The sequence below is a fragment of the Proteiniphilum sp. LBM24028 genome, assembly GCF_056629195.1.
This window is the reverse complement of record NZ_CM152817.1, coordinates 2,253,125-2,274,843: the sequence shown is the minus strand read 5'-3', so window position 1 is coordinate 2,274,843 and position 21,719 is coordinate 2,253,125. Positions and strand designations below refer to the sequence as shown.

The following is a 21,719-nucleotide window of genomic DNA, read 5'->3' as shown; positions in this document are numbered from 1 at the left end:
TGAAATGGCATTCAAGCAATATTGCATTCATAATTCTTATTGGAAATTGTGAATTAATTAAAAGGGCAACTTTTAAAGTTCAACTTCCATTGATTTATAATGCCGGAAATTTCATACTTTCTTTTTTTCTGCAAATAAAAACAGAATCTTCACGCGCTTGTCGGTTTTGGCGTTTCGTGGCGTCGTTTGGCAGTATTTGGCGTTTTTACTACGAGCTTTCACGACTATTTTTCCCCTTAATTTTGCACTGTATTGAAACAGATGCAGGCTGACGTGCCTTTTCGGATAAATCATCTGCCCATTCTTTTCAATCGACTGGTTTTAATCCCGACACGGTCGGGATTTTCTATTCGCCGGAATAGAGCAAGTTGTGTTTTCAGGCACTCGAAACTTTCGCCGTGCCTGAAAACCAACTTTAAAATCCTCTCCGAAGTCGGGATTTTTTTGAAACGGACTGATTTTATAGAATGAACTGATTATGACAACTAAAAAATATTCGGGTGGCAGAAAACCCAAACTCTCAAAGCGAAATAATCGCTATGTGGTACGTCTGACGGACGATGAAAATGCTCGTTTTTTGACTCTTTTTGATGAGTCGGGATTACAGACCAAGGCGGAATATATTCTCGCAGTACTCTTTAATCGTAAAATTAAAACGGTGAAAATAGATAAAGCTGGACAGGATTTTTATATGCGACTGACCACTTTTCATTCGCAATTCCGAGCAATAGGTGTCAATTACAACCAGATTGTTAAGGCGTTAAAAACAAATTTTACAGAGAAAAAGGCATTGGCTTTTCTCTACAAATTGGAAAAAGAGACGATAAAATTGGTGGAACTGTCGCAGAAAATCGTGGCACTGGCAAACGAGTTTAAACAGAAATACGGTGTATAATGGTGGCGAAAATCGGACACGGAACATCGCTTTTCGGGGCAATTTCGTACAATAAATTGAAGGTGGATGATGAAAACGGCAAGGTGCTTTTCGCTCAAAATATCATAGAACAGGCAGACGGAACATATCAAATGCCGGACATTTTGCACTCCTTCAAGCCTTATCTGTCAGCCAACAGACGTACTGAAAAGCCGGTAATTCACATTTCGTTAAACCCAAACCCAACCGATAAAGTAACTGACGAAAATTTTATCAAGATGGCTCAACAGTATATGGACGAACTCGGTTTTGGCGAACAACCGTACATCGTTTTCAAACATACCGATATTGACCGGACACATATTCACATTGTTTCGGTGAGGGTGAAAGCCGACGGAAGTTGCATTTCCGATGCCTATGAGAAACGGCGGTCGATGGATATCTGCCGGAAGTTGGAACAGGAATTTAACTTAACTCCTGCCGATAAACAGGAACGGCAAAATGTACTTCCGCTTCAAAAAGTGGATTACTCGAAAGGTGATGTAAAACGGCAAGTTGCCAATGCGGTTCGTGAGTTGGCAAAATCATACCGTTTTCAAAGTTTTAGCGAGTATCGGGCACTGTTATCATTATTTAATCTGACAGCGGAAGAAGTGAAAGGCGAACACAAAGGAAAACCTTATAATGGATTGGTTTATTCGGTATTGAACAAGAAGGGCGAAAAGGTTGGTAATCCCTTTAAATCGTCGCTTTTTGGCAAATCGGTCGGTTGCGATGCTTTGTATAAGAGAATGGACAAAGAGAAACAGACTTGGAAAATGGATAAAGCAACCAAAAACCGACTTCGAGTGAATATTTTGAAAACTATTTCTGACTCAAAAAAACGAAAAAACTTCGAGAAAAATCTGCTTAAAAAGGGGATTTCAGTGGTGTTCCGCGAGAATGAGCAAGGACGTATTTACGGCGTAACGTTTATCGACCATCAAAGTAAAACTGTTCTCAACGGTTCTCGTTTGGGAAAAGAGTTTTCGGCAAACGTGTTTCACGAGTGGTTTGCAAACGGCATTAAGCCGGAAGTTTCCCAAAAATCGGATACTCAAATCCAATCCAAAGAAAAAGAATATAATCCGTTTGCCGATTTGGAAAAAGCACCGGAAACAAACGATGTTTTTCCGGGTGTTTCTTTACTCGAAATGCACGGCGACGATTACGAAGATGAACTTTTCAAACGTAAAATGCGAAAAAAGAGAAGAACAATTAAGAAACCAAAACTATAATCAATTTTACTAACCAAAACTCCCCCTTTAGGGGGCTGGGGGGCATATTATGCAACAAGAAGACGATTTAAGGGGACTCGCCAAAACAATGGAATTTATGCGGGCCGTAAGTATTTTATTTGTGGTTATCCACTGTTATTGGTACTGTTATGAGGCGTTTCGGGAATGGCACGCAACGATTGCCGTGTTAGACAGAATTTTGATGAATTTTCATCGAACAGCAGGACTGTACAAACATCCGCTGATTACGAAATTCTTTTCGGTGCTGTTTCTGGCATTATCCTGCTTGGGAACAAAAGGGATGAAAGATGAAAAAATCACGTGGACGAAGATTTGGATTGTGTTGGGTTTCGGCATCGCACTGTATTTTCTGGACTTTTGGATATTGGCGTTGCCGATTGCCAAAACAGGCATTGCGGTATGGTATATTTTTACAATTTCGGCAGGTTATATTTGCCTCTTGATGGCAGGACTTTGGATTAGTCGCCTTTTGAAAAACAACCTGATGGACGATGTGTTTAATACCGAAAACGAGAGTTTTATGCAGGAAACCCGTCTGATGGAAAACGAGTATTCTGTGAATTTGCCTACACGATTTTACTATAAAAAAAAGTGGAACAACGGCTGGATAAATGTGGTCAATCCGTTTCGGGCGAGCATTGTTTTAGGTACGCCTGGTTCCGGAAAATCATACGCCGTGGTTAACAACTACATCAAACAACAAATAGAGAAAGGTTTTTCCATGTACATTTACGACTTCAAGTTCGACGACCTTTCCACCATCGCCTACAACCACTTGCTAAAGCATATCGACAAGTACAAAGTTCCGCCAAAATTTTATGTAATAAACTTTGATAATCCACGCAAAAGCCATCGCTGTAATCCAATTAATCCGGCATTTATGACCGATATCTCGGATGCTTATGAAAGCGCTTACACAATAATGCTAAACCTCAATAAAACGTGGATTCAGAAACAGGGCGATTTCTTCGTGGAAAGTCCGATAATTTTATTGGCTGCGATTATTTGGTATCTGAAAATATATGAAAACGGCAAATACTGTACTTTTCCGCACGCTATCGAGTTTCTGAATAAGAAATATGCTGATACCTTTACTATTCTCACAAGCTATCCCGAATTGGAAAATTACCTTTCGCCTTTTATGGATGCGTGGGAAGGCGGTGCACAAGACCAATTACAGGGACAAATTGCATCGGCAAAAATCCCGCTGTCGAGAATGATTTCGCCCGCACTCTATTGGGTAATGACGGGCGATGATTTTTCGTTGGACATTAATAATCCGAAAGAGCCGAAAATTCTTTGCGTGGGCAATAATCCCGACCGGCAAAACATCTATTCGGCAGCATTGGGATTATACAACAGCCGTATCGTGAAGCTGATAAACAAGAAAGGGCAGTTGAAAAGTTCGGTAATAATCGACGAGTTGCCAACCATTTATTTTCGTGGATTGGATAATTTGATTGCTACGGCACGAAGCAATAAAGTGGCTGTTTGCTTGGGATTTCAGGACTATTCGCAACTGACACGCGATTACGGCGATAAGGAAAGCAAGGTTATTCAAAATACGGTAGGCAATATCTTTTCGGGGCAGGTTGTTGGCGAAACTGCAAAAACTCTATCGGAACGTTTCGGAAAAGTGTTGCAGAAACGGCAATCAATGACCATTAACCGGCAGGATAAATCGACTTCTATTTCTACGCAGATGGACAGCCTTATCCCGGCAAGTAAAATCAGTAATCTAACACAAGGAATGTTCGTGGGTGCGGTTTCGGACAATTTCGACGAACGTATCGAGCAGAAGATTTTTCATTGCGAAATCGTGGTGGATAATGCTCGTGTTGCCGCCGAAACAAAAGCGTACTGCAACATCCCCGAAATAGTCTCTTTTACCGATGAAAACGGGAACGATACGATGCAACAGGATATTGAAAAAAATTACAGACAAATAAAGGCGGATGTGGAAAATATTGTAAAATCGGAGAAACACCGCATAGAGAATGACGATAATTTGAAGCACCTTATCAAAGAGAAGAAAGACTAATATGTAAAAGTTTAGATTTTGATCTGACAGTCTATTATTTTGTTACGTATTCAAGATTAAGTTTTCTATGTTTACATTTAAAATTTAGTATTTTACCACCATTTACAAATATTATTCTTGAAAGTGAAAGGTCTCCCTACTGTTTTTTCTTGACACTTAATAATATAGAGACAATTACCGGGAATACGTGAAAATATTACCCTATCGTTTTTAGCAATTGATTCGGAAATAAATTGCCAACCTTGATTATAAATATATATTTGATACTTTGTGCCATTAACTGGTTTTTCTCTATAATAATCATTCGCAATACCTTGAAATATATCATTGGGCAAATTATTCAAATCACCCCAAGCTTGCGCATATTCTTCTTCTCTTGATCTTAGAAACCTTATTTCAATCTCTATATGACTATTTATTAATGGGTTTAACTTTTTCATTTCCGAATATTCCGATAGTATAAAAGGCTCAGATATAGTATTAGTTCCGTCAGATAAAATATACAGTAAACCTTTATTCATGTTTTCAAATTTTATACTATTCTTGCCACAAATAGCGGCTGATACAGAAACCCACTTGTTTCTGTTATAAACACATAAGAATAAAACTTCACCGTCATATTTTTTATCTACTTCCAAAATAACATCAGCTACATTAAAATACTCTGAAGTAACATCTTTAAAATTTAGTTCTTTAAATAAAATGTTCTTTTTAGGCAAAAAGTGATGTTTAATTTTCTTGTATTTTTCATCAATAGAAAAGGTTTTGCGAAATACTTTTGCTGGATACCTATAACCACTTTTTGTAGAATCTATTTTGCAATCATACAAAATAAACGGATTATATGTGGTTGATTCTTGTAAACCCATAAACGGAACCATTTTCTTTTCATTAACATCGTAGATAACATTCCAGGCATGACTTCCATCCGCGTTTCCCCAACCTAAAATATAATCAACCGTTGTGGCATAACCTAAAGATCTGAGAGGATAAAGAACAACTTTAGTCATATCAAAGCAATTTCCGGATATACCTTTTTGATAATCACTCCAAGATTTATCCTTATATTCATTTCCTCGATTTTTAAAACTAAAATTCTTACCTAAATATTTATTTACAGTATCACAAACAAAAAAGATATCATGGGAGTTAGGATTAATAAAACTGAATTCTTTAATACAACTCAACCTCCAGTTTTCAAATGATTCTTGATAGATTACCGGCGGCAATATATATTCACAAAAGACATTAAATGGTAAAAATCCGGTTACAATTTTATCTCTGCATTGCTGTAGTGTGAAATTTATATCATCTATTATGGTATAATTTAGATCTGTCTTTCTTGTTAAAAGCTTGTTATTAAAAGAAGCATTTTCCTTTATGAAAAGATAAGAATTCGATAGCAAAGAATCATCTTGCTGTTTAATAGAGTTTTCAATTATTCTTATTTTTTTTTCAGTATTACTCTCTAAAAAAAGAATGAATGAAATACTTAAAATGGTAATAAAGCCCAATAATGTTACTAATTTGGCTTTCATAATTTATTTTACTAAAAATTTTAATATCTTCAAACGAAAAGCATATTCATATTTAGCTTGAGTCTTTTCACCCAAAACCTGTATTAAAATATTCTTAGCTTGGAAAAGTTCGTAGGAAGTCGCACGTCCGTTTTCATATTTTTCTTGAACAAATCGAAGCGCTTCACGATTTGCTGTTTCAGATTTTTGAGCAGCCTCCAATCTACTTTGAGCCGCAAGTGCATTATAAAAAGCTTGATCAATATGTTTACGAAGTTCGATTTTGGCCTTACTCTCATTTAATTTTGTTTTCTCTAAAATAATATTCATATTTTTTACCGCATTTCTCACTTGAAACCGATTAAAGATAGGAATGTTTAGAGTTACTCCAATGGAATTACTAAGATTGTTCTGAATTTGTGAGTTGAACGAAATATTATCTCTCCCGTTCATTTTATAATAGCCTGTATTCATCTGTGCACCTAAAGAGATGGATGGAAAGTATTGAGACTTGGCTGCTAATAATTCATTCTTTGCCGCATCTATTTGAAATTTTATACTCCGAATTTCCGGACGATTGTTAAATGCGTTTTCATATACCGAGTTATTTAAGAAAATAAGACCCTCTTCAAATAATGAGTCAAGTGTTTCTATGGAAATGTCGAAATCTTCCAGGTCTTCTAATTCCATTATTTGCATCAAATCAAGTTTCGACAGTTTTAACTTGTTTTCCGCATTAACCAAGTTGAAATTTTCTTTTGCTAATTGAGATTCTAGCTCAAGCACCTCCCCATGCAAAGATTTTCCGCTATTAACCAACTCTTTTTTTCTACTAATATTGTATTTACTCAGTTCGATTTGATCGGTAGCTATCTGCACAAGCTCTTTATTCATTAAGACAAGTAGAAATGCAGTTGAAACATTAATTGCAATATCTTCTTTTATTTTATCTAAATCTGCATCTGAAGCTGCTAAATATGCTTTTCGTGCTTCAATATCATGTTTCATTTTTAACCCATCGAAAATTGTGAAACTACTGCTTAGCGCAAAACTAGTCTGTAATGAATTTGTGTTTTGATAAGTGTTATCTATACCAATAGAGCGACCAAAAATAAAATTCTGTCCAACAGAAGCATTGAGGTTTGGGAGCAAATTGGCACGCGCTTGCTGGTAAGCAACTCCTTTCTGTTCATGTGTAAGCCTTTTTTCCCGAATATCAAGATTGTTTTTTTGTGCTATTTCTATACATTCATGAAGGCTATATACCTTTTTTTGAGAATAGGATAAAAAGGATAAAAAACACAGTGCAATTAGTATAAATAATTTTCTCATCATAGTGAAGATATCTATTTAGCAGAGTAGATTATTCCATCTTTTATATTAATAATCCGGTTAGTTGCTTTGGCTATTTCCGACTCATGAGTTACAATAATCATGGTAATTTTCTCCTCTCTGTTGATAGCTTTCAAAAGATTTAAAATTTCTCGCGAATTCTGGGAGTCTAAAGCACCAGTTGGCTCATCCGCAAGAATTAAACGTGGGTTAGTAATCAATGCCCGGGCTATTGCGACTCTTTGTTTTTGTCCACCGGACAATTCCGAGGGTTTGTGGTGCCACCACTCTTTTAATCCTAATTGTTCAAGATAAGACATAGCCACTTTGTTTCTCTCTTTTTCCCCTATTTTCTGATAATAAAGAGGAAGTGCTACATTCTCTAACGCATTTTTATATTCTATTAAATTAAAAGATTGGAATACAAAGCCGATGTATTTATTTCGATATATGGCAGCTTCTCTTTCTGTTAAGTTCTTCAGTAAAACATTGTCAAAAAAATAAGAGCCATCATCATAATTGTCTAAAACTCCTAAAATATTCAACAAGGTAGATTTACCGGAACCGGACGCTCCCATAATCGAAATCATTTCTCCTGACTCAATTGATAAATTTATACCTTTCAATACATGCAAAGGAGTAAGAGCCGTTGAATAGCTTTTATGTAAATTTTCAATTTTAATCATAAAAGCTTAACTTAAAAGATGGGGTAATATAGTCCAATAAACCGTTGGGAATGACATCATCTTTATTCGTTTCTAAAAAATATTGTCGTTTGCTCTGCGATGAATGTACCGAACGTTTATTTTCCCAAGCCTTTTCGGCAGCCTTCTGATATGATTCATACTTTGAAATATCATTAATATTTTTGTAATAGGTGGCAAAAGCAAAAAGAGGAAGATGGTCAAAAGGGGACAGGAAAAGACATTTCTTATAGTAATTTTTCATCGCTTCGTAATTTTTTCTTTTTTGCTCAATCAATCCCAAATAAAACCAAGGTCGGCTTAAATTTGGATGGAACTGAGTTACATGCACAAACTTTTTATAAGCTTGTTCCGTTTCTCCAATAGACAATAATAATTTTCCACTTTTGGCATCAATTATAGAACTATATCGGACAGCAAGTCTTTGTAATAAATCATCGGATATATCTCTCAATAACTTCTCTGCCGCTAAGGGATTACGTTCTTTTAAATCATTGAAAAAAGGAGAATCTACAATGTCAGGCGATAATAATATTGCTCTTTTGAAAGCTGCAAATGCTTCTGCTTCATTGCCAATAGATTCTTCTATCAACCCTTTACTTATATGGTATAAAGCAATATTTGGCTCTGTTCTTACAGCCCTAGATAAATATATATAAGCTGAATCTTTTTGTTCAATTGACCAGTAAAGCCACCCTAAATTATGCTGAAACATAGCGTCCGATGGACTTAATTCATTGGCTCTTTGAAATAACTGAAGGACCTTTACGAGTGAATCTTGTTGTGTTCTTGTCATGTCTTGTTTGAAATGAATATTCAATTCTCTTTCATGCTCCAATCCTTTTTTTGCAATGGACAAGGCATTTTCCGGTTGTTTGTAAAAATAAACACCAATCAATAACACAAATGCCATTGTACTAATTATTAGTGGCTTTTTAAATATAGTATAAGTACGTGAATAATTGAAAGACAATAAAACTAGAAACAATAACAACAATCCACTGTTGTAAAATAAGGATGAAAAGAACAATTCCCTAAATAAAATTGAAATAACACCTATAAGAATAATACTATTAGTTGCTATACTTAATTTATTTTTTCTTTTTTTGATCCCGGTAACTAAGTGAAAACAAAAAAAACCGATAATACTTAGCCATAAAGAAAAGCCAATCCATCCTTTCTCTAAAATTAACTGTAGAAATGTATTGTTCGTTCGTCCGGTAAACGCATACTCAACATTAAATTCTTGAGAATTGCGACCAAGAAGAGCATAATTTTTTGATCCAATGCCAAAAAAAGGCTTAACATTAGCTGTATTTATCACTTGCTCCCATTGGCTCAACCTTCCATCTACACTTCTTTGATGACTCTGTGATTGCTTAAAAGAAGATTGAAAACTTTCGAAAAAACAGAAAATAAAAAGAGATAGAGAAAATAGTGCAATTGCATTTCCTATTAGAATCTTTTTAATGGGAATTACTTCATAGAAAATGAAAAAAATATTCAGCAAAATAACAAAAAGTAGAAGAGCTAAAATTCCTGCTCTTGAAAATGAAATCAGAATATTAAATATTAATACTCCAATAATAAAAATAAAAACTAATCTGACATATTTCTTTTTCCACAATAAGAGTAGCCCCATAAAAGGGAAAGGTAAAAAGCATAATATTATGGTAACCCATTCATTGGATAAAAACCCCATGGGGTTGTATAAAAAACGAAATTGTGTGAAATCACTAAATCCGTAAATGCTGGCCTCGTAATATTTAAAAAAGAAAATGGGTATATTGAATAATGCCAGTAACCCTCCGAGCAAACTAATAAATCCGATTAAATAAACTTTATACTTCCTATTCGCCTTATTTTTCAAGAAAAAATCAAGAATTATAAAAAAACAGAATATAACAATAAGCTCCCTCAAAAATAAAATGCTATTTGGTTTATAATCTGAAAAAAAATAATTGATAACTTCAAACAGTAAAAGAAGTGCTACTGAAATTGTAATAGTAGAGATACACAACTTCCCATAAAAGCTACGTAAGACCGTAAAACCTGTTAGTCCAAGAATAAATACCAGCACAGGAATATAGAATATGGATAAAATCCACAAGTCTACGCATAATACGAGGCATAAAAACGCCATGATACTTTTATCCAAGACTAACTCCGTCTTACGCATAATTTTAGTGAATATAGTTCTATAACATCCCTGATTTTGCCAACGTAAGTTGAGAAAAATACACGGACATAGTAGGAATCAGTATTGTAATTATCCACAATAAAAATGCGATAGAAAATGCTTTTGCATATTTAATATCGGTAAACATTTTTAGACCAACACTCAATAGTATGATAAATGCTATTTGAAAAGGATTTATATAGCCTAAAAACGTATATAGGGTTGGACCAACTTGATCAACAGAGGTGAGCATATTAATTCCCGTCGAGACAATTTCATATGGATTTGTTATTGCATCTAAGCTACGTATATAAAGAATCCCGGTATTAATTAAATCACCAAGCACAATAACAAATGTGCTGAGCGTAATTAATGTTAGCGCTTCTTTATACTTTAATTTGGCTTTTGCTAAAGCACCAATGGCATATAAAAGTAAAGCGTAAAAAAAGATTGTTAAAGCATACATTATAAATGAACCAAAGGCTTGCAAATATCTCATTTTATACGCTACCTGTGATATGGTTTCCCTTTGATTTTCGGGAATATTCATTGTTGAAAAAGTCAATGAAGTTATTTTCTCCATAATAGGCACCATTAAAATCAAATTAAGCAACATCAAAAATAAAACGATAATCAAGCTCGTTGTTGGAAATTTACCTGCGGTTTTTATTTCATTGAAAGTTTTTGCAGGACGAAGTAGTGTCGAAAATAAAGTATTCATAGATGTAAATTGTATTAATTAGTTTTTCTTATCCAGGATATTATGTCTTTTATATTTATCTTCTTACCCGTAAATAAAATAGCAGTTTTATATATTTTCCCTGATAACCAGATAATCAAAGAAACGGTTGTAACTAAAAGTGCCATAGATAAGAGTATATCTTTTACGGGAGCTCCATAAACCACACGGCTTGTCATAATTATCGGAGATGTAAATGGAATAATTGAAAACCAGTAGGATAGAGTGCTGTCGGGACTATTTATCGTGTTAGATAAGACGAAAACAGACAGAATTAATGGAATAGTAACGATCATTGTTACTTGCTGAATGTCATCGCTGTGATTAGCAGTTGCGGATATGGCCGCAAATATGGATGAATAAAGCAAATAACCTCCTACAAAGAAAAATAAAAAAACGGGAATAATTACATTGAAGTCAATCTGACTCAAGTTGCTTAGAATTTGATTTATATCTTCAGGGCTTATACGGTTACTCATCATCTTGTTGTTAAGAAGCATTTCGGAACCGCTTGAAAAAAATAATGAAAAACAATACATGATTATAAGCCAACAAGCAATTTGGGTAAGTCCCAATAATGCTATGCCAATTATTTTTCCAATCATGAATTTTACAGGAGAAATAGAAGTTATTATTAATTCTACAATCCGGTTAGATTTTTCTTCCAAGACCCCTCGCATTACTTGAGAGCTAAACAGAAAAATAAACATATAAATGGTTACACCTAAAGCTAAGCATAAAGAACGCTGATACCCGGCATATCCTGTTTGTTTATTTTCGGTTCCAACCCGTATATTCTCTATTCTCACAGACTGTTTTGCCGTAAAAATTAGTGACTCTATGTCACGAATGCCGTAAACACTCAACTTATCGTTAACAATCACTTTTTCTATTTCCGATTTAATTCTGTTTTGTAAAAAAATGCTTGGTTGTTTTGCACTGTAATATTGAACATTCATTCCTGTAGAATCAGAAGACACTACATATATAATACCTTCCCATTGATTATTCAATAACAATTGCTTTATCTCTTCAATAGGTTGATTTTCGAGCCTTTCAACTGAGAATTCAGAGTCTTTAAATGTTCCGTCCAAAGCATGTGTCGGATCAACGATACCAATTTTCAATTGCTTATAATCTTCATGTTGCTTGGCAAAGTATGCCGGTAACACAAATATGGAAGACAATAACAGAGGGGTTAACAGCGTAATCAAGATAAACGACTTCGTTCGTACCCTGGTTACATATTCGCGCTGTATCACATGTAGTAGTTCATTCATAATTATTTGTTTATATCATTATTTGAAGTGATAGATTCCACAAAAATATCGTGCATAGAAGGGAGAATTTCTTTATACGAAATTATTCCAACTTTCCTTAATATATTAAAGAGTACAGATTCCGCTTCCGATTCATTGTGAAATTTTACTCTTGCGCAAATAAAATTGTCATTTCTTTGAATCAACAATATATCAGACTTATATTTAAGACATTCATCCTTAAATAATTCTTCGTGTTGTTTAAAACAAAACTCATACAAGAATGACTTTCTTTGTTGTTTTATTTCATTTACTTTCCCGGACAAAAGTATCTTTCCTTTATCAATTAACACAACTTGATCACAAAACTGTTCAACCGAATTCATGTCGTGAGTTGAAAGGATTATAGTCATTCCGGATTTATTAAGCTCTAAAATTTCTTTTCCTAACACTTCCCGGTTAATGGGGTCCAATCCGGAGAATGGTTCATCCAATATTAATAAATCCGGTTGATGAATAACAGATATAACAAACTGAATTTTTTGTTGCATTCCTTTAGATAAAGTGTCAATCCGTTTATTCCACCAATCGGTTATTTCTAATTTTTCAAACCATTCTTTTATTCTTTTTTCTGCTTCCTGATGTGTTAGTCCTTTTAATACCGCCAAATAAATAGCCTGTTCGCCAACTTTCATTTTTTTGTATAAACCACGTTCTTCAGGTAAATAACCAATCCGTTTTATACTTAATTTGTTTATTGGTTGTTCGTTAATAAGAACTTGACCTGAATCAGGAGTAATAATACCTGTTAGGATACGGATTAGCGTAGTCTTACCAGCTCCATTAGGACCTAAAAAACCAAAGATAGCATTTTGAGGTATTCTAAAATTGACACCATCTAAAGCTTTTACACACCTAAAATCTTTTTTAACTCTTTCTATATTTATCATTTTTTTATTTTGTTGATTATTTTGTCCTAATATAAATCTCAAGCAAAACCCATTGTTTATATCTTTTTCGATTGGAGTATTTTGTGAGGAGTCAATTTCATAATTGATTATCTTTAACATTTAATACTTGGAGTCGTTCTTTAATTTTGATGATTTTCGCCTCTCTTTCTAAAGAAAAAGTTTTCGACATTAAGTTACAGAAATTATATAGTTGTAACGTTTTTTCAATATATAAATTAGAATCACTAAAATTACAATCAATAACTGTATGAAATAGTAAATCAGCTAAAAGTTCAATATTATCAACATTGAATCCTACAAAAGTTGATAAATATTCTTTTGATTCTTCACAACCTAAAATTAAATATTTGTCAAGATCGAAGCTAATTTCATTCAACAACAACATTTTGATGTTTTCAATCTGCTTTTCAATAGTTATTGCCGAATTATCTTTACCACCTAAAAACTTTTGATAAATATTACTTATAATTACTCCAACTTTTTCTATTTCTTTCAATATAAAATCTCTCTGAATCATAATATTTCTATAGTTTTTTTAAGATCGTCTTTATATTAAATTTATTCATTGTTGTCTCAATTTCATTTCTTATTTGTTTCAATCTTTCATAATTACATAAATTTCCATTCTCGAATTTCTCTATAGAGTCCATAAACTTTTCCATATAATTTATATCATCAAATGGTGATGGTATATGAGTTGAAATATTCATATTTTGTAATTGAATAGCCACATCTTCTCTATCATAACATTGTGTGCCAATTGTTATAAATGGCTTGAGATGGAGCAATGGATAATGATAAATTCCATTACCGCAATGATGAATTATCAAATCAACATTTTCTGAAATATAATGTAACGGGAAAAAAGGATTAAAAAAAATACATCTTTTATCTACATCAAATGGAGGAAATACTGTAGTGGCTATTGCATATTCTTTTTTTATCAAATACTTAAATATTCCAGATATATCTTGATTTTCAACAAGACCTGTTGTCAGAAAGATTTTTTTCTTACTTTTATTCTCATTAAAAAAAGCTTTTATCCTACCTAATAATGAAATTTCTATTTGATCATTTGGGATTAAAGGGCCAGAAAAGTAATATGATTTTGTATCTACAAAAGGTGGCAATTTTTCAATTGAAGCAATACCTGGAATTATTTTTATAGGTGGATTCAAGGCATTTTTTAACTTTAAATCTAATGCATATTTTGCAACGTAGTATTCTTTATTGGTCAAATCATCTGAATTGCCAGTGTAATTTTTATACCTGAAGATCATAAATCGTTTACCATTAATCAATTCTTTTTCAATTGAATGTACATGTAAAGGATTTCTTATAGCAGGATTAAGTATTCTAAAAACCCCTGTACGCTGTATGGATATAACCGGAATATTCCTTTGTTCGCAATATTGATAAATATCAAAAGAAAAATCTTCTATAATAACATCAGGTTTATATTGGTCAATTACTTTATTTCTATTATCTAAGAATGGATGGATTGCTTTTAAATTGATATAGTTTGTGTTTTCTTTAAAAGTAGGAGGAGAATAATCAAAATCCAACCTATTGACCTTGTATAATTTACTATAGTACTCGTCAGAATTAGGAAGAAGAAAGGAACACTCAATTCCCTTTATACTTCTAAAATACTTATAGTACAAAACCAGTAAAGGAATTTGATGTGATTTTTTATAAAATGGTATAAATAAGAACTTCATAAATAATGATTAAGTATCCGTGCCATGAAATTGGACACAAAGTTTGACTAATTTTATTATAGTGTATCGAGAAAATATTCTAAAATAATTTTTTACCTTTTATATTTATTATAGCCTTATTCTTATTTAAATAAATCAAAAAAAGAATAGCGAAACAATTTAAATATATATCTTTTAAATCAAATACAAATAGTGGTTTTAAATAAATATAATCAAGGCACCCATTTTCCCAAATATATGTAGATATCAATACAGATATTATCCCCGAAAAAGCAAAAATGAAAGAAATATCAAGTAGTCTTGTTTTTTGTAAATTCCGTAAATAGTAATATAAAAGAATAATCACGATAAATGTTATAATGTTTAGAATTAAATGAAATGGCATGCCTAAATCAATATTAAATTTATTATGAAGCAAATGGTTCAAATAGCTATACTTATTGTTAAATGTTGGATGGAATTCCAAAATTGGATTCAATATAATAAATCGGCATTCAAAAAAATAAATGTTGATTATTATTTTGATCAATTGGTCAAGAAGCGTAAAAAACAACGTAATAAAAATAATTTTATTGATTTTCATAATCTATTCTATTTAACATTGAGGTACATATCCTCCCCTAGTTTATTCAATAATATCAACTTTAGTTTTACTAAATAAATACTTCTTGTATACGTAAACCATTATATTATTCAATGAATGGGCAACAATTACAGATAAGAGATTATTTGAATATAAGGTAATTGCCGAAAAAACAATAGCCATAAACATAAGCTCAATAACCTTTTTATTAAAATGAAATAAATAAAATAATAATGCATTTACTGCAATAGAAATAAGGGGTGAAAACAGCCTGTTAAAAAATGAGAGTAAAAATGACCTAAATATAAATTCTTCAACTGATGCAAGCAAGGTTATTACTAAAAATGTCTGTATTAATGAAAAGGAAATAAGATCAAGATCTAAAATTGACAAGTTATTAATGAATTTAGCAGAACGATTAATTTTTTTTCTGAAAAAGGTAATAAGGTAGGTAATCGAAAAATTCACAAAAAAAACAAAAACTCCAGTCATAACACCTAAAATTATATTTCTTATTGAAAAGAATATGGTAATAGGGGAAAATACATATAATATACCATTGATTACTATCAACAGTATAATTATAACAATTGAAAAAACTCGTTTTATCTTCTTTTTTTTCAGTATATGAAATTTATTTTCTTTGCTTAAATAAGAAACACTACTCAGTCTTTGCATATATATTTATTATTAAAATTCAACAAAAACAATAGCCATTTTAGCTTCTAAAGTCTGGTAAAATTCTGCAATATATTCTAAAGATAAATCATCAGCTTTTGCAAATATTTCATATAGTGTATTTTTACCTGTTGCTTTTTCCCATAAATAAGCATTTTTCCCATCAATAATTGTATTTATTCCACTTAAATCAATAAAATTATACTGGTTCGTATCTTTATTATATTCAATTTCCCAAAGCCTTAAAGGAGATAGAGTATGAGATTTCTGAATAACATCTATTTGAGTTGAATCTACTGTTGTGGATCGTGTTACGATTTGTAAATACTTTTGAAAAGACGCAAGTCTACCTAATGTATCTAATATACCATTTTGATGAAATGTAACTCGATTAGGTTCTGTAAAGTATTTTATTATTTTGTTCCTTGGATATTTAAAAATATTTTCATTGATACATTTTAATATCTCTCCATCAGTATATGGTTTTAGAGCTATTAATTCATCTAGCGACAGAGATTTTGGTCTACATACAATATCATTCATTCCAAAGCGTACAAACTCAAAATCATCAATTAAAATTTCTATATTATATTTTTCAGGATTATTTCTAAGTGGAGTTCCATGAAACGGAGTTACATAAGCATTCGAAATATTTAACTTAAAGTCAGATAACTTTATTAGATCCTTAATAAAATTTAAGCTATCCTTAAACTCATTAAAAGTTTCTTCGGGATTTCCTAATAGTATATTACCATGTACTAATAGACGTTCATATTTAGCAGTTTCATTTATGACTTTTTTTGTCTGTTCTAATGTAATGTTTTTATTATAAATATCCAATACCTTTTGATTACCAGATTCTACGCCCAATTGAATTTTTCTAAGTCCTGCTTCATACATTACAGACAACAATTCTGGATTCTTTGATAGAGCATCAATTCTTCCCTCACAAAACCAAACAAATCTATATTTTTGTCTGACTTCTTTTATCATTGAACACATATCTTTAACTCTTTTAGGAGAGGACGTAAATGTATCGTCTGAAATTATTAAATAATCGGTATTTGTTTGAGAAATGAAATACTCTAAGTCCTGTTTTACTAATTCTACTTTTTTTGCTCTATATTTTCTTTTTAGACTTCCTTCTACACAAAAAGCACAATTGTGAGGACATCCTCTTCCAGACATGAAAAACTTATATGATTTCCTCAGCTTGTCTAGAATGTGAGTATAGTCATCTTCTTTTACGCCAGATGGGATTATCCAATACTTCTTGTTTGATAATATCGCATATTGAGGGATTGGCAACGAATTGACATCAAGCGGCATTGCATCTACATTCTTTATTATTTTGCCATTTTTTTTGAAAGAAATACCTCTTACATGTTCAAATGATCTATTTTGACTAATACATTTAAGAATTTCTACGAGCTTAACTTCTCCTTCTTCTCGTACAACTACATCACATTCGCATTTTGATAATGTTTTTTCATCAGCAAAAGAAGCTTCAGGCCCTCCTAATATGATTGTAGTTTTAGGAAATTGATTTTTTATACTACTACAAATCTTGTATACATAACGAATATTATCCGAATTAGTAGTCATGCCTATTGCATCAAAATTCCATTTTTTAAGTTCATCTATGATACCCAGAATAGAGTAATTTAATAGAGTTTTTACATTTAACACTTTAAAACTCATATTGTATTCCTCTAGCATTGCACCTATTGGAAATAAATATCCAAGAACCATTGCATTTACATTAGTTTGTGGTTCAAGTCCATCTATGAAAATAATGTTCAATTTAGATTCTGAGTTTTTCATTGCTTATTAATTTGTTTCAATTTTTTTAATTATCTTAGATCCCCTCAGTAGTATTACAACCTTTTATGCAAATAAGTTTTTTATTATAACTAATTATTGCTGCTTTAAATATTTAAATTTTTAAATATTTCCGGTAATTTAGTTCTAAGTTCATTTCCCAGACATTAAGAATTGAAATAATAGTTTGTTTGTTAACTTTACCTGATGATTCTTGATTTAATAATGACACTATTTCGCCTAAAGAGAATCCACTCAAAATATAATTGATTAGAACTATATTTAAATTCGATAAATCACTTTTTAATTTTTCTTCTGGGAGATACTGCTTTTGGGTAAAAAATACTGGAGTATAATCATCTAGATTTTCTTCTATTTCCCACGAGTAATATGTATTAAAACTTTCATTCTTAATTGTAAATACCATGTATCTTTGTGTTCTTCTTATAAATTCTTTTTGTGTTTGAGTTTTAATATTATAATTATGTTCTAATTCAAATTGCTCATAAAGTGTTTTTACGGGGATATTTTTCCTAAGTTCATTCTTTGTTGCATTAATTTCTTTCAGCATATCTTTTTTATACATAGAAAGTTCTAAAGTACTTAGAGCTTTCGAACCTTGTATGAATTCTCTTTTCTTTTGACATATATCTTCATATTTATTATTTATTGGCAATTTTTCAGGGAAATAACAATGTAAATGAATGTCACATAAAGCAGTTGTCAAATAAAGTAATCTCATTATGAATTCTTTTGTTTCTAATAGGGATTTTTTTGTTTCTGAAGGCATTCCTATCATGAAATGTAAGACTATATTAGGTATTTTTGCTACCATTGCAGAATTAATTATTGATTCAACATCCATCAAAGAATGGTAAATGCCGTTTTTCGCCAATAATTTTTCATTTCCACTTTCACAACCAATCTCAATTCTTTTCAATTTTGCTTCAGTCATTAATTCTATTAAATCAAGATTATTAATAATAAAATTAGGCATAATAAAACAAGACCAGGCAAAATCGTATTCTGTTCCTATTTCGATTAGTTTAGAACAAAATTTTTCTACAAAATCTCTTTCACAAGCAAAATTATGATTTATAATATGGAAATATTTTATTCCCAACGATAAAACTGTCCTAATATCTTCAATAATAATATCAAGACTTCTATATAATATCTTGGAGTCATTAATATTACAATACTTGCATTTGCCTTTACAGCCAGTTCCTGTATTTATCGTAATTGTTTTTTCTTGAATATTCCTTATCAAGGAGAAATCTGTATTTAAATTATATTGATTATTGTCAAAATGAAGGTTAAATTTATTTAATAGAATGTTGATGTTTTCAATCAAACTATATTTTTCATTATAGATTACATTTTGGGGAGATTTGCCATTCAGTAAGTATGATAGATTTTCATTAATTGATAGGAATATTACATCTATTTTTGTTTTGAAATTATTTAGGTCTAACCGTAATAAGGGAAGTATATTATCAATATTTGAATAAAAAATAGCTACTTCTATTTTCTTTTCTTCTATGAATTTATATAGCTTTTCTTTATTAAAGTCCTTCTCACTTGCATTAATGTAAAATGTGTCTTTGTTTATTTTCTTGAATGCAGAGGCATATAATAAAAAGACTGAATTTGTTGAATTATCTCTATAATCATTAAATATATTTGAATAATCAGCCCAGCCATCTATAAAAAGAAATCTCATCGTATAATGTGTTAAATAATTAGTACAAACCTTGCATGGAATACATAAAATAAAGTATATCAAATAAGCGTTTTTAGGGAAATTTCGGCAAAAAAAGATTTTTCGGAGGGGACTCACTATTTATATTTATACTCGAATTATCTATGAAAATTTACCAATCTTTTTTTAATACCCACCTACTTGCTTGTAAGTAGGTGGGTAAAAGAGCTGTCTCGTTTTGAAACAGCACCCAATTTCAACCTTATTCGCCCCCACTACAAGTTGTGGAAATAACAATGGCTCCAATTACAATATAACATACCGCTGTTATAATTCCAACCCCGCCTTCTGTTGCATAACCTTCATCTACAGTTTGCATACTGTCTAATTTCTCACTAAATAAATCATTCATGATGATAAAATTTAAAAAATTAATAATAAGTTAATCACACTATATCTAATGATAGATATATTTTTTTATCAATAAATTCTTTTTTAATCAAGTCTTCAATTACCAATTTTGTAGGTTGGAAACATTGTTGTTCCATACATTTATACATCAGTTTATCTGTATAGCATCCTGTTTTGCAAATATCGATTAGATAACATTTTGAACATTGTTCATTATTCTCTTCCAAGCAATAAATCTTTTTAAGGTCCTGAGGTAAATTCAAGGGCAGAGTTAAAGAATCCAAAGACCCAATAACATATTCTTCATTCCCACACATTCTATAGCAAGGATATATCTTGCCATCTACATCAATTGTAATATTCCAGATACCTATTCCACACACGTTATAAATTTCCTTTTTAGTAATTTTTTCAAAAACTTTTGATTGTACTTCTTTTAAGTATCGATTATGTTTAAGATTAGCAATATATGATTTTCTATAGTCTTTCAAATCAAAAGCGTATCCTTCATGAGAATTAGGCATTACTGGTTTTAAAGAATAGTTGTATATTCCAACGTAGGAATTCAAATGGTTATAACAATTGTCAACATATTGAATAGTTTGATTTGTTAGTGTTCCGGAAAGGGAAACAAGTGGAATTACTAACTTTGCCGGGACACATAGTTAAGCATAAACGCTTATTTTTGTGTAATATGAGAAAACAAAGAACACATTTTGACAAGGCATTCAAAGAGAATGCGGTCAAACTCAGTTTAGAGCGCAAGAATGTTTCCGAGCTTGCGCAGGAATTGGGTATTGCCCCCTTTCTTTTATATCGTTGGCGGAAAGAGTTCCAGCAGAAAGGGAAAGCCAGTTTCCCCGGAAATGGAGTCCCGTCTCTAAGTGAAGACGCCAAAAGGATAGCTGAGCTGGAAAAACGTCTGGGTGAGGCTGAAACGGAACGTGACATATTAAAAAAAGCTTTGAGCATCATCTCCATGAGAGATCGTTGATCTTTCTCTTTATAAAGGAATACAACTCGAAACAATGGACGATCGAGGTGATGTGTAAAGTATTGAAAGTGCCCAGAAGCAGTTATTATCGCTGGCTTAAAGATCCAGAGGGACAACGTAAGCGGAAGTATATGGAGTTGGACGAAAAGATCAGGGATGCATATTTTACGGCTAAAGGACGCAATGGAAGCCCCCGGCTGGCGAAGGATTTGCAGGCATCCGGAATTCCTGTCTCGAGAACCACTGTAGCATGCCATATGAAAGAAATGGGTTTGCGCAGCAAACTTTCGAGACGATTCAAAGTGACGACGGATGCCTCTCACAACTATAAGGTTGCTCCAAATCTGCTGAATCGCGAATTTAATCAGAATGAGCCTGTGAAAGCGTGTGTCTCTGACCTGACGTATATTCCGTGTAAGGATGGATTTCTTTATCTGACCTGTGTGCTGGATCTTTTTGACCGCAAACTGATCGGATGGTCCATAAGTGATCATATGAATGCATCCCATACCGTAGTCCCGGCCATCAGGATGGCCAACAGGAACAGACCTTTTGGAGAAGGAATGATATTTCATTCTGACCGGGGCATCCAGTATGCCTGCAAACAAACTGTAAACCTGTTGAAATCCTTGAAGCTGGAGCAAAGTATGAGTGGAAAGGGAAATTGTTGGGATAATGCTGTGGCTGAAAGCTTTTTCAAAACTTTCAAATCTGAATTGGTCTATGGTACCAAACTCAAAACAAGAGAGCAAATGCGCTTGCATGTATTTGAATATATTGAATCCTGGTATAATCATAAAAGGAGATTCTCAGCATTGGGTAACTTAACCATTGATGAATTTTGGAATCAGTATAATCTTAAAAAAGAATCAACTAAAAATGTCGCTTAACTTTA

At 32.2% G+C, this 21,719-nt stretch carries 20 protein-coding genes; 5 read left to right on the top strand and 15 right to left on the bottom strand.

Going from position 1 to position 21,719, the window contains the following annotated elements:
- Window positions 1–475 precede the first annotated feature (475 nt).
- Genes mobA through mobC form a run of 3 tightly spaced genes read left to right on the top strand, consistent with a single transcriptional unit; the run spans window position 476 to window position 4,213 of the window.
- Complete coding sequence (mobA, locus tag AC1HCU_RS08990) at window positions 476–895, top strand: conjugal transfer protein MobA (protein ID WP_456107270.1); 420 nt, start codon at window positions 476–478, stop codon at window positions 893–895.
- Complete coding sequence (gene mobB, locus AC1HCU_RS08985) at window positions 895–2,151, top strand: conjugal transfer protein MobB (protein ID WP_238867492.1); 1,257 nt, start codon at window positions 895–897, stop codon at window positions 2,149–2,151. Before mobA ends, mobB begins: the two co-directional genes overlap by 1 nt.
- Before the next feature lie 49 nt (window positions 2,152–2,200).
- Complete coding sequence (gene mobC / locus AC1HCU_RS08980) at window positions 2,201–4,213, top strand: conjugal transfer protein MobC (RefSeq protein WP_418893111.1); 2,013 nt, start codon at window positions 2,201–2,203, stop codon at window positions 4,211–4,213.
- 92 nt (window positions 4,214–4,305) lie between these two features.
- Here the strand turns inward: mobC and AC1HCU_RS08975 are convergent, their stop codons facing one another.
- The 15 genes from AC1HCU_RS08975 to AC1HCU_RS08905 form a co-directional block, all read right to left on the bottom strand.
- A complete protein-coding gene (locus AC1HCU_RS08975; protein ID WP_418893112.1) occupies window positions 4,306–5,751 on the bottom strand; it encodes a hypothetical protein in 1,446 nt (481 codons plus the stop codon).
- A gap of 3 nt (window positions 5,752–5,754) precedes the next feature.
- Window positions 5,755–7,065, bottom strand: coding sequence for a TolC family protein (locus tag AC1HCU_RS08970; protein ID WP_418893113.1), 1,311 nt, complete (start codon window positions 7,063–7,065; stop codon window positions 5,755–5,757).
- A gap of 11 nt (window positions 7,066–7,076) precedes the next feature.
- Window positions 7,077–7,748, bottom strand: coding sequence for an ABC transporter ATP-binding protein (locus tag AC1HCU_RS08965; RefSeq protein WP_418893114.1), 672 nt, complete (start codon window positions 7,746–7,748; stop codon window positions 7,077–7,079).
- Window positions 7,741–9,945 (bottom strand): O-antigen ligase family protein, encoded by a 2,205-nt coding sequence (locus AC1HCU_RS08960; protein ID WP_418893115.1) that lies wholly within the window; start codon window positions 9,943–9,945, stop codon window positions 7,741–7,743. The genes AC1HCU_RS08965 and AC1HCU_RS08960 overlap by 8 nt, the downstream gene beginning before the upstream one ends.
- Window positions 9,946–9,964: 19 nt before the next feature.
- The gene (locus tag AC1HCU_RS08955; RefSeq protein WP_418893116.1) at window positions 9,965–10,666 is read right to left on the bottom strand and encodes a YIP1 family protein; all 702 of its coding nucleotides are present in this window, start codon (window positions 10,664–10,666) and stop codon (window positions 9,965–9,967) included.
- 14 nt (window positions 10,667–10,680) lie between these two features.
- Window positions 10,681–11,964: an ABC transporter permease gene (locus tag AC1HCU_RS08950; RefSeq protein WP_418893117.1), complete on the bottom strand. Its 1,284-nt coding sequence runs from the start codon at window positions 11,962–11,964 to the stop codon at window positions 10,681–10,683.
- Between the two features lie 2 nt (window positions 11,965–11,966).
- Window positions 11,967–13,013: an ABC transporter ATP-binding protein gene (locus AC1HCU_RS08945; protein WP_418893118.1), complete on the bottom strand. Its 1,047-nt coding sequence runs from the start codon at window positions 13,011–13,013 to the stop codon at window positions 11,967–11,969.
- Window positions 12,991–13,431 carry a hypothetical protein gene (locus AC1HCU_RS08940; RefSeq protein ID WP_418893119.1) on the bottom strand — a complete coding sequence of 147 codons (441 nt, stop codon included), beginning with the start codon at window positions 13,429–13,431 and terminating at the stop codon, window positions 12,991–12,993. The genes AC1HCU_RS08945 and AC1HCU_RS08940 overlap by 23 nt, the downstream gene beginning before the upstream one ends.
- A 7-nt stretch (window positions 13,432–13,438) precedes the next feature.
- Window positions 13,439–14,479, bottom strand: a complete 1,041-nt coding sequence (locus tag AC1HCU_RS08935) for a hypothetical protein (protein WP_418893120.1) — start codon at window positions 14,477–14,479, stop codon at window positions 13,439–13,441.
- Window positions 14,480–14,714: 235 nt separating this feature from the next.
- The gene (locus AC1HCU_RS08930) at window positions 14,715–15,218 is read right to left on the bottom strand and encodes a signal peptidase II (RefSeq protein ID WP_418893121.1); all 504 of its coding nucleotides are present in this window, start codon (window positions 15,216–15,218) and stop codon (window positions 14,715–14,717) included.
- 42 nt (window positions 15,219–15,260) lie between these two features.
- Entirely contained in the window at window positions 15,261–15,896 is a 636-nt protein-coding gene (locus AC1HCU_RS08925) for a CPBP family intramembrane glutamic endopeptidase (protein WP_418893122.1), read from the bottom strand.
- A 12-nt stretch (window positions 15,897–15,908) separates the two neighbouring features.
- Window positions 15,909–17,720, bottom strand: coding sequence for a B12-binding domain-containing radical SAM protein (locus tag AC1HCU_RS08920; RefSeq protein WP_480365291.1), 1,812 nt, complete (start codon window positions 17,718–17,720; stop codon window positions 15,909–15,911).
- Between the two features lie 112 nt (window positions 17,721–17,832).
- The gene (locus tag AC1HCU_RS08915) at window positions 17,833–19,440 is read right to left on the bottom strand and encodes a B12-binding domain-containing radical SAM protein (RefSeq protein WP_418893124.1); all 1,608 of its coding nucleotides are present in this window, start codon (window positions 19,438–19,440) and stop codon (window positions 17,833–17,835) included.
- Between the two features lie 241 nt (window positions 19,441–19,681).
- Window positions 19,682–19,831: a hypothetical protein gene (locus AC1HCU_RS08910; protein ID WP_418893125.1), complete on the bottom strand. Its 150-nt coding sequence runs from the start codon at window positions 19,829–19,831 to the stop codon at window positions 19,682–19,684.
- 34 nt (window positions 19,832–19,865) lie between these two features.
- On the bottom strand, window positions 19,866–20,354 hold the full coding sequence (locus AC1HCU_RS08905) for an SPASM domain-containing protein (RefSeq protein ID WP_480365288.1): 489 nt from the start codon (window positions 20,352–20,354) through the stop codon (window positions 19,866–19,868).
- Between the two features lie 170 nt (window positions 20,355–20,524).
- Between AC1HCU_RS08905 and AC1HCU_RS08900 the strand changes: the two genes are divergently transcribed.
- Entirely contained in the window at window positions 20,525–20,824 is a 300-nt protein-coding gene (locus AC1HCU_RS08900) for a transposase (protein WP_480364825.1), read from the top strand.
- Complete coding sequence (locus AC1HCU_RS08895; RefSeq protein ID WP_480364822.1) at window positions 20,821–21,714, top strand: IS3 family transposase; 894 nt, start codon at window positions 20,821–20,823, stop codon at window positions 21,712–21,714. Before AC1HCU_RS08900 ends, AC1HCU_RS08895 begins: the two co-directional genes overlap by 4 nt.
- Window positions 21,715–21,719 lie beyond the last annotated feature (5 nt).

What these genes read in the sequence shown, in the direction of transcription:
- mobB (WP_238867492.1), top strand. Translation starts at nt 895, where the DNA reads ATGGTGGCGAAAATCGGACACGGAACATCGCTTTTCGGGGCAATTTCG.
- mobC (WP_418893111.1), top strand. Translation starts at nt 2,201, where the DNA reads ATGCAACAAGAAGACGATTTAAGGGGACTCGCCAAAACAATGGAATTT.
- AC1HCU_RS08975 (WP_418893112.1), bottom strand. Translation starts at nt 5,751, where the DNA reads ATGAAAGCCAAATTAGTAACATTATTGGGCTTTATTACCATTTTAAGT.
- AC1HCU_RS08970 (WP_418893113.1), bottom strand. Translation starts at nt 7,065, where the DNA reads ATGATGAGAAAATTATTTATACTAATTGCACTGTGTTTTTTATCCTTT.
- AC1HCU_RS08965 (WP_418893114.1), bottom strand. Translation starts at nt 7,748, where the DNA reads ATGATTAAAATTGAAAATTTACATAAAAGCTATTCAACGGCTCTTACT.
- AC1HCU_RS08960 (WP_418893115.1), bottom strand. Translation starts at nt 9,945, where the DNA reads ATGCGTAAGACGGAGTTAGTCTTGGATAAAAGTATCATGGCGTTTTTA.
- AC1HCU_RS08955 (WP_418893116.1), bottom strand. Translation starts at nt 10,666, where the DNA reads ATGAATACTTTATTTTCGACACTACTTCGTCCTGCAAAAACTTTCAAT.
- AC1HCU_RS08950 (WP_418893117.1), bottom strand. Translation starts at nt 11,964, where the DNA reads ATGAATGAACTACTACATGTGATACAGCGCGAATATGTAACCAGGGTA.
- AC1HCU_RS08945 (WP_418893118.1), bottom strand. Translation starts at nt 13,013, where the DNA reads ATGTTAAAGATAATCAATTATGAAATTGACTCCTCACAAAATACTCCA.
- AC1HCU_RS08940 (WP_418893119.1), bottom strand. Translation starts at nt 13,431, where the DNA reads ATGATTCAGAGAGATTTTATATTGAAAGAAATAGAAAAAGTTGGAGTA.
- AC1HCU_RS08930 (WP_418893121.1), bottom strand. Translation starts at nt 15,218, where the DNA reads ATGAAAATCAATAAAATTATTTTTATTACGTTGTTTTTTACGCTTCTT.
- AC1HCU_RS08925 (WP_418893122.1), bottom strand. Translation starts at nt 15,896, where the DNA reads ATGCAAAGACTGAGTAGTGTTTCTTATTTAAGCAAAGAAAATAAATTT.
- AC1HCU_RS08920 (WP_480365291.1), bottom strand. Translation starts at nt 17,720, where the DNA reads ATGAAAAACTCAGAATCTAAATTGAACATTATTTTCATAGATGGACTT.
- AC1HCU_RS08915 (WP_418893124.1), bottom strand. Translation starts at nt 19,440, where the DNA reads ATGAGATTTCTTTTTATAGATGGCTGGGCTGATTATTCAAATATATTT.
- AC1HCU_RS08910 (WP_418893125.1), bottom strand. Translation starts at nt 19,831, where the DNA reads ATGAATGATTTATTTAGTGAGAAATTAGACAGTATGCAAACTGTAGAT.
- AC1HCU_RS08905 (WP_480365288.1), bottom strand. Translation starts at nt 20,354, where the DNA reads ATGCCTAATTCTCATGAAGGATACGCTTTTGATTTGAAAGACTATAGA.
- AC1HCU_RS08900 (WP_480364825.1), top strand. Translation starts at nt 20,525, where the DNA reads ATGAGAAAACAAAGAACACATTTTGACAAGGCATTCAAAGAGAATGCG.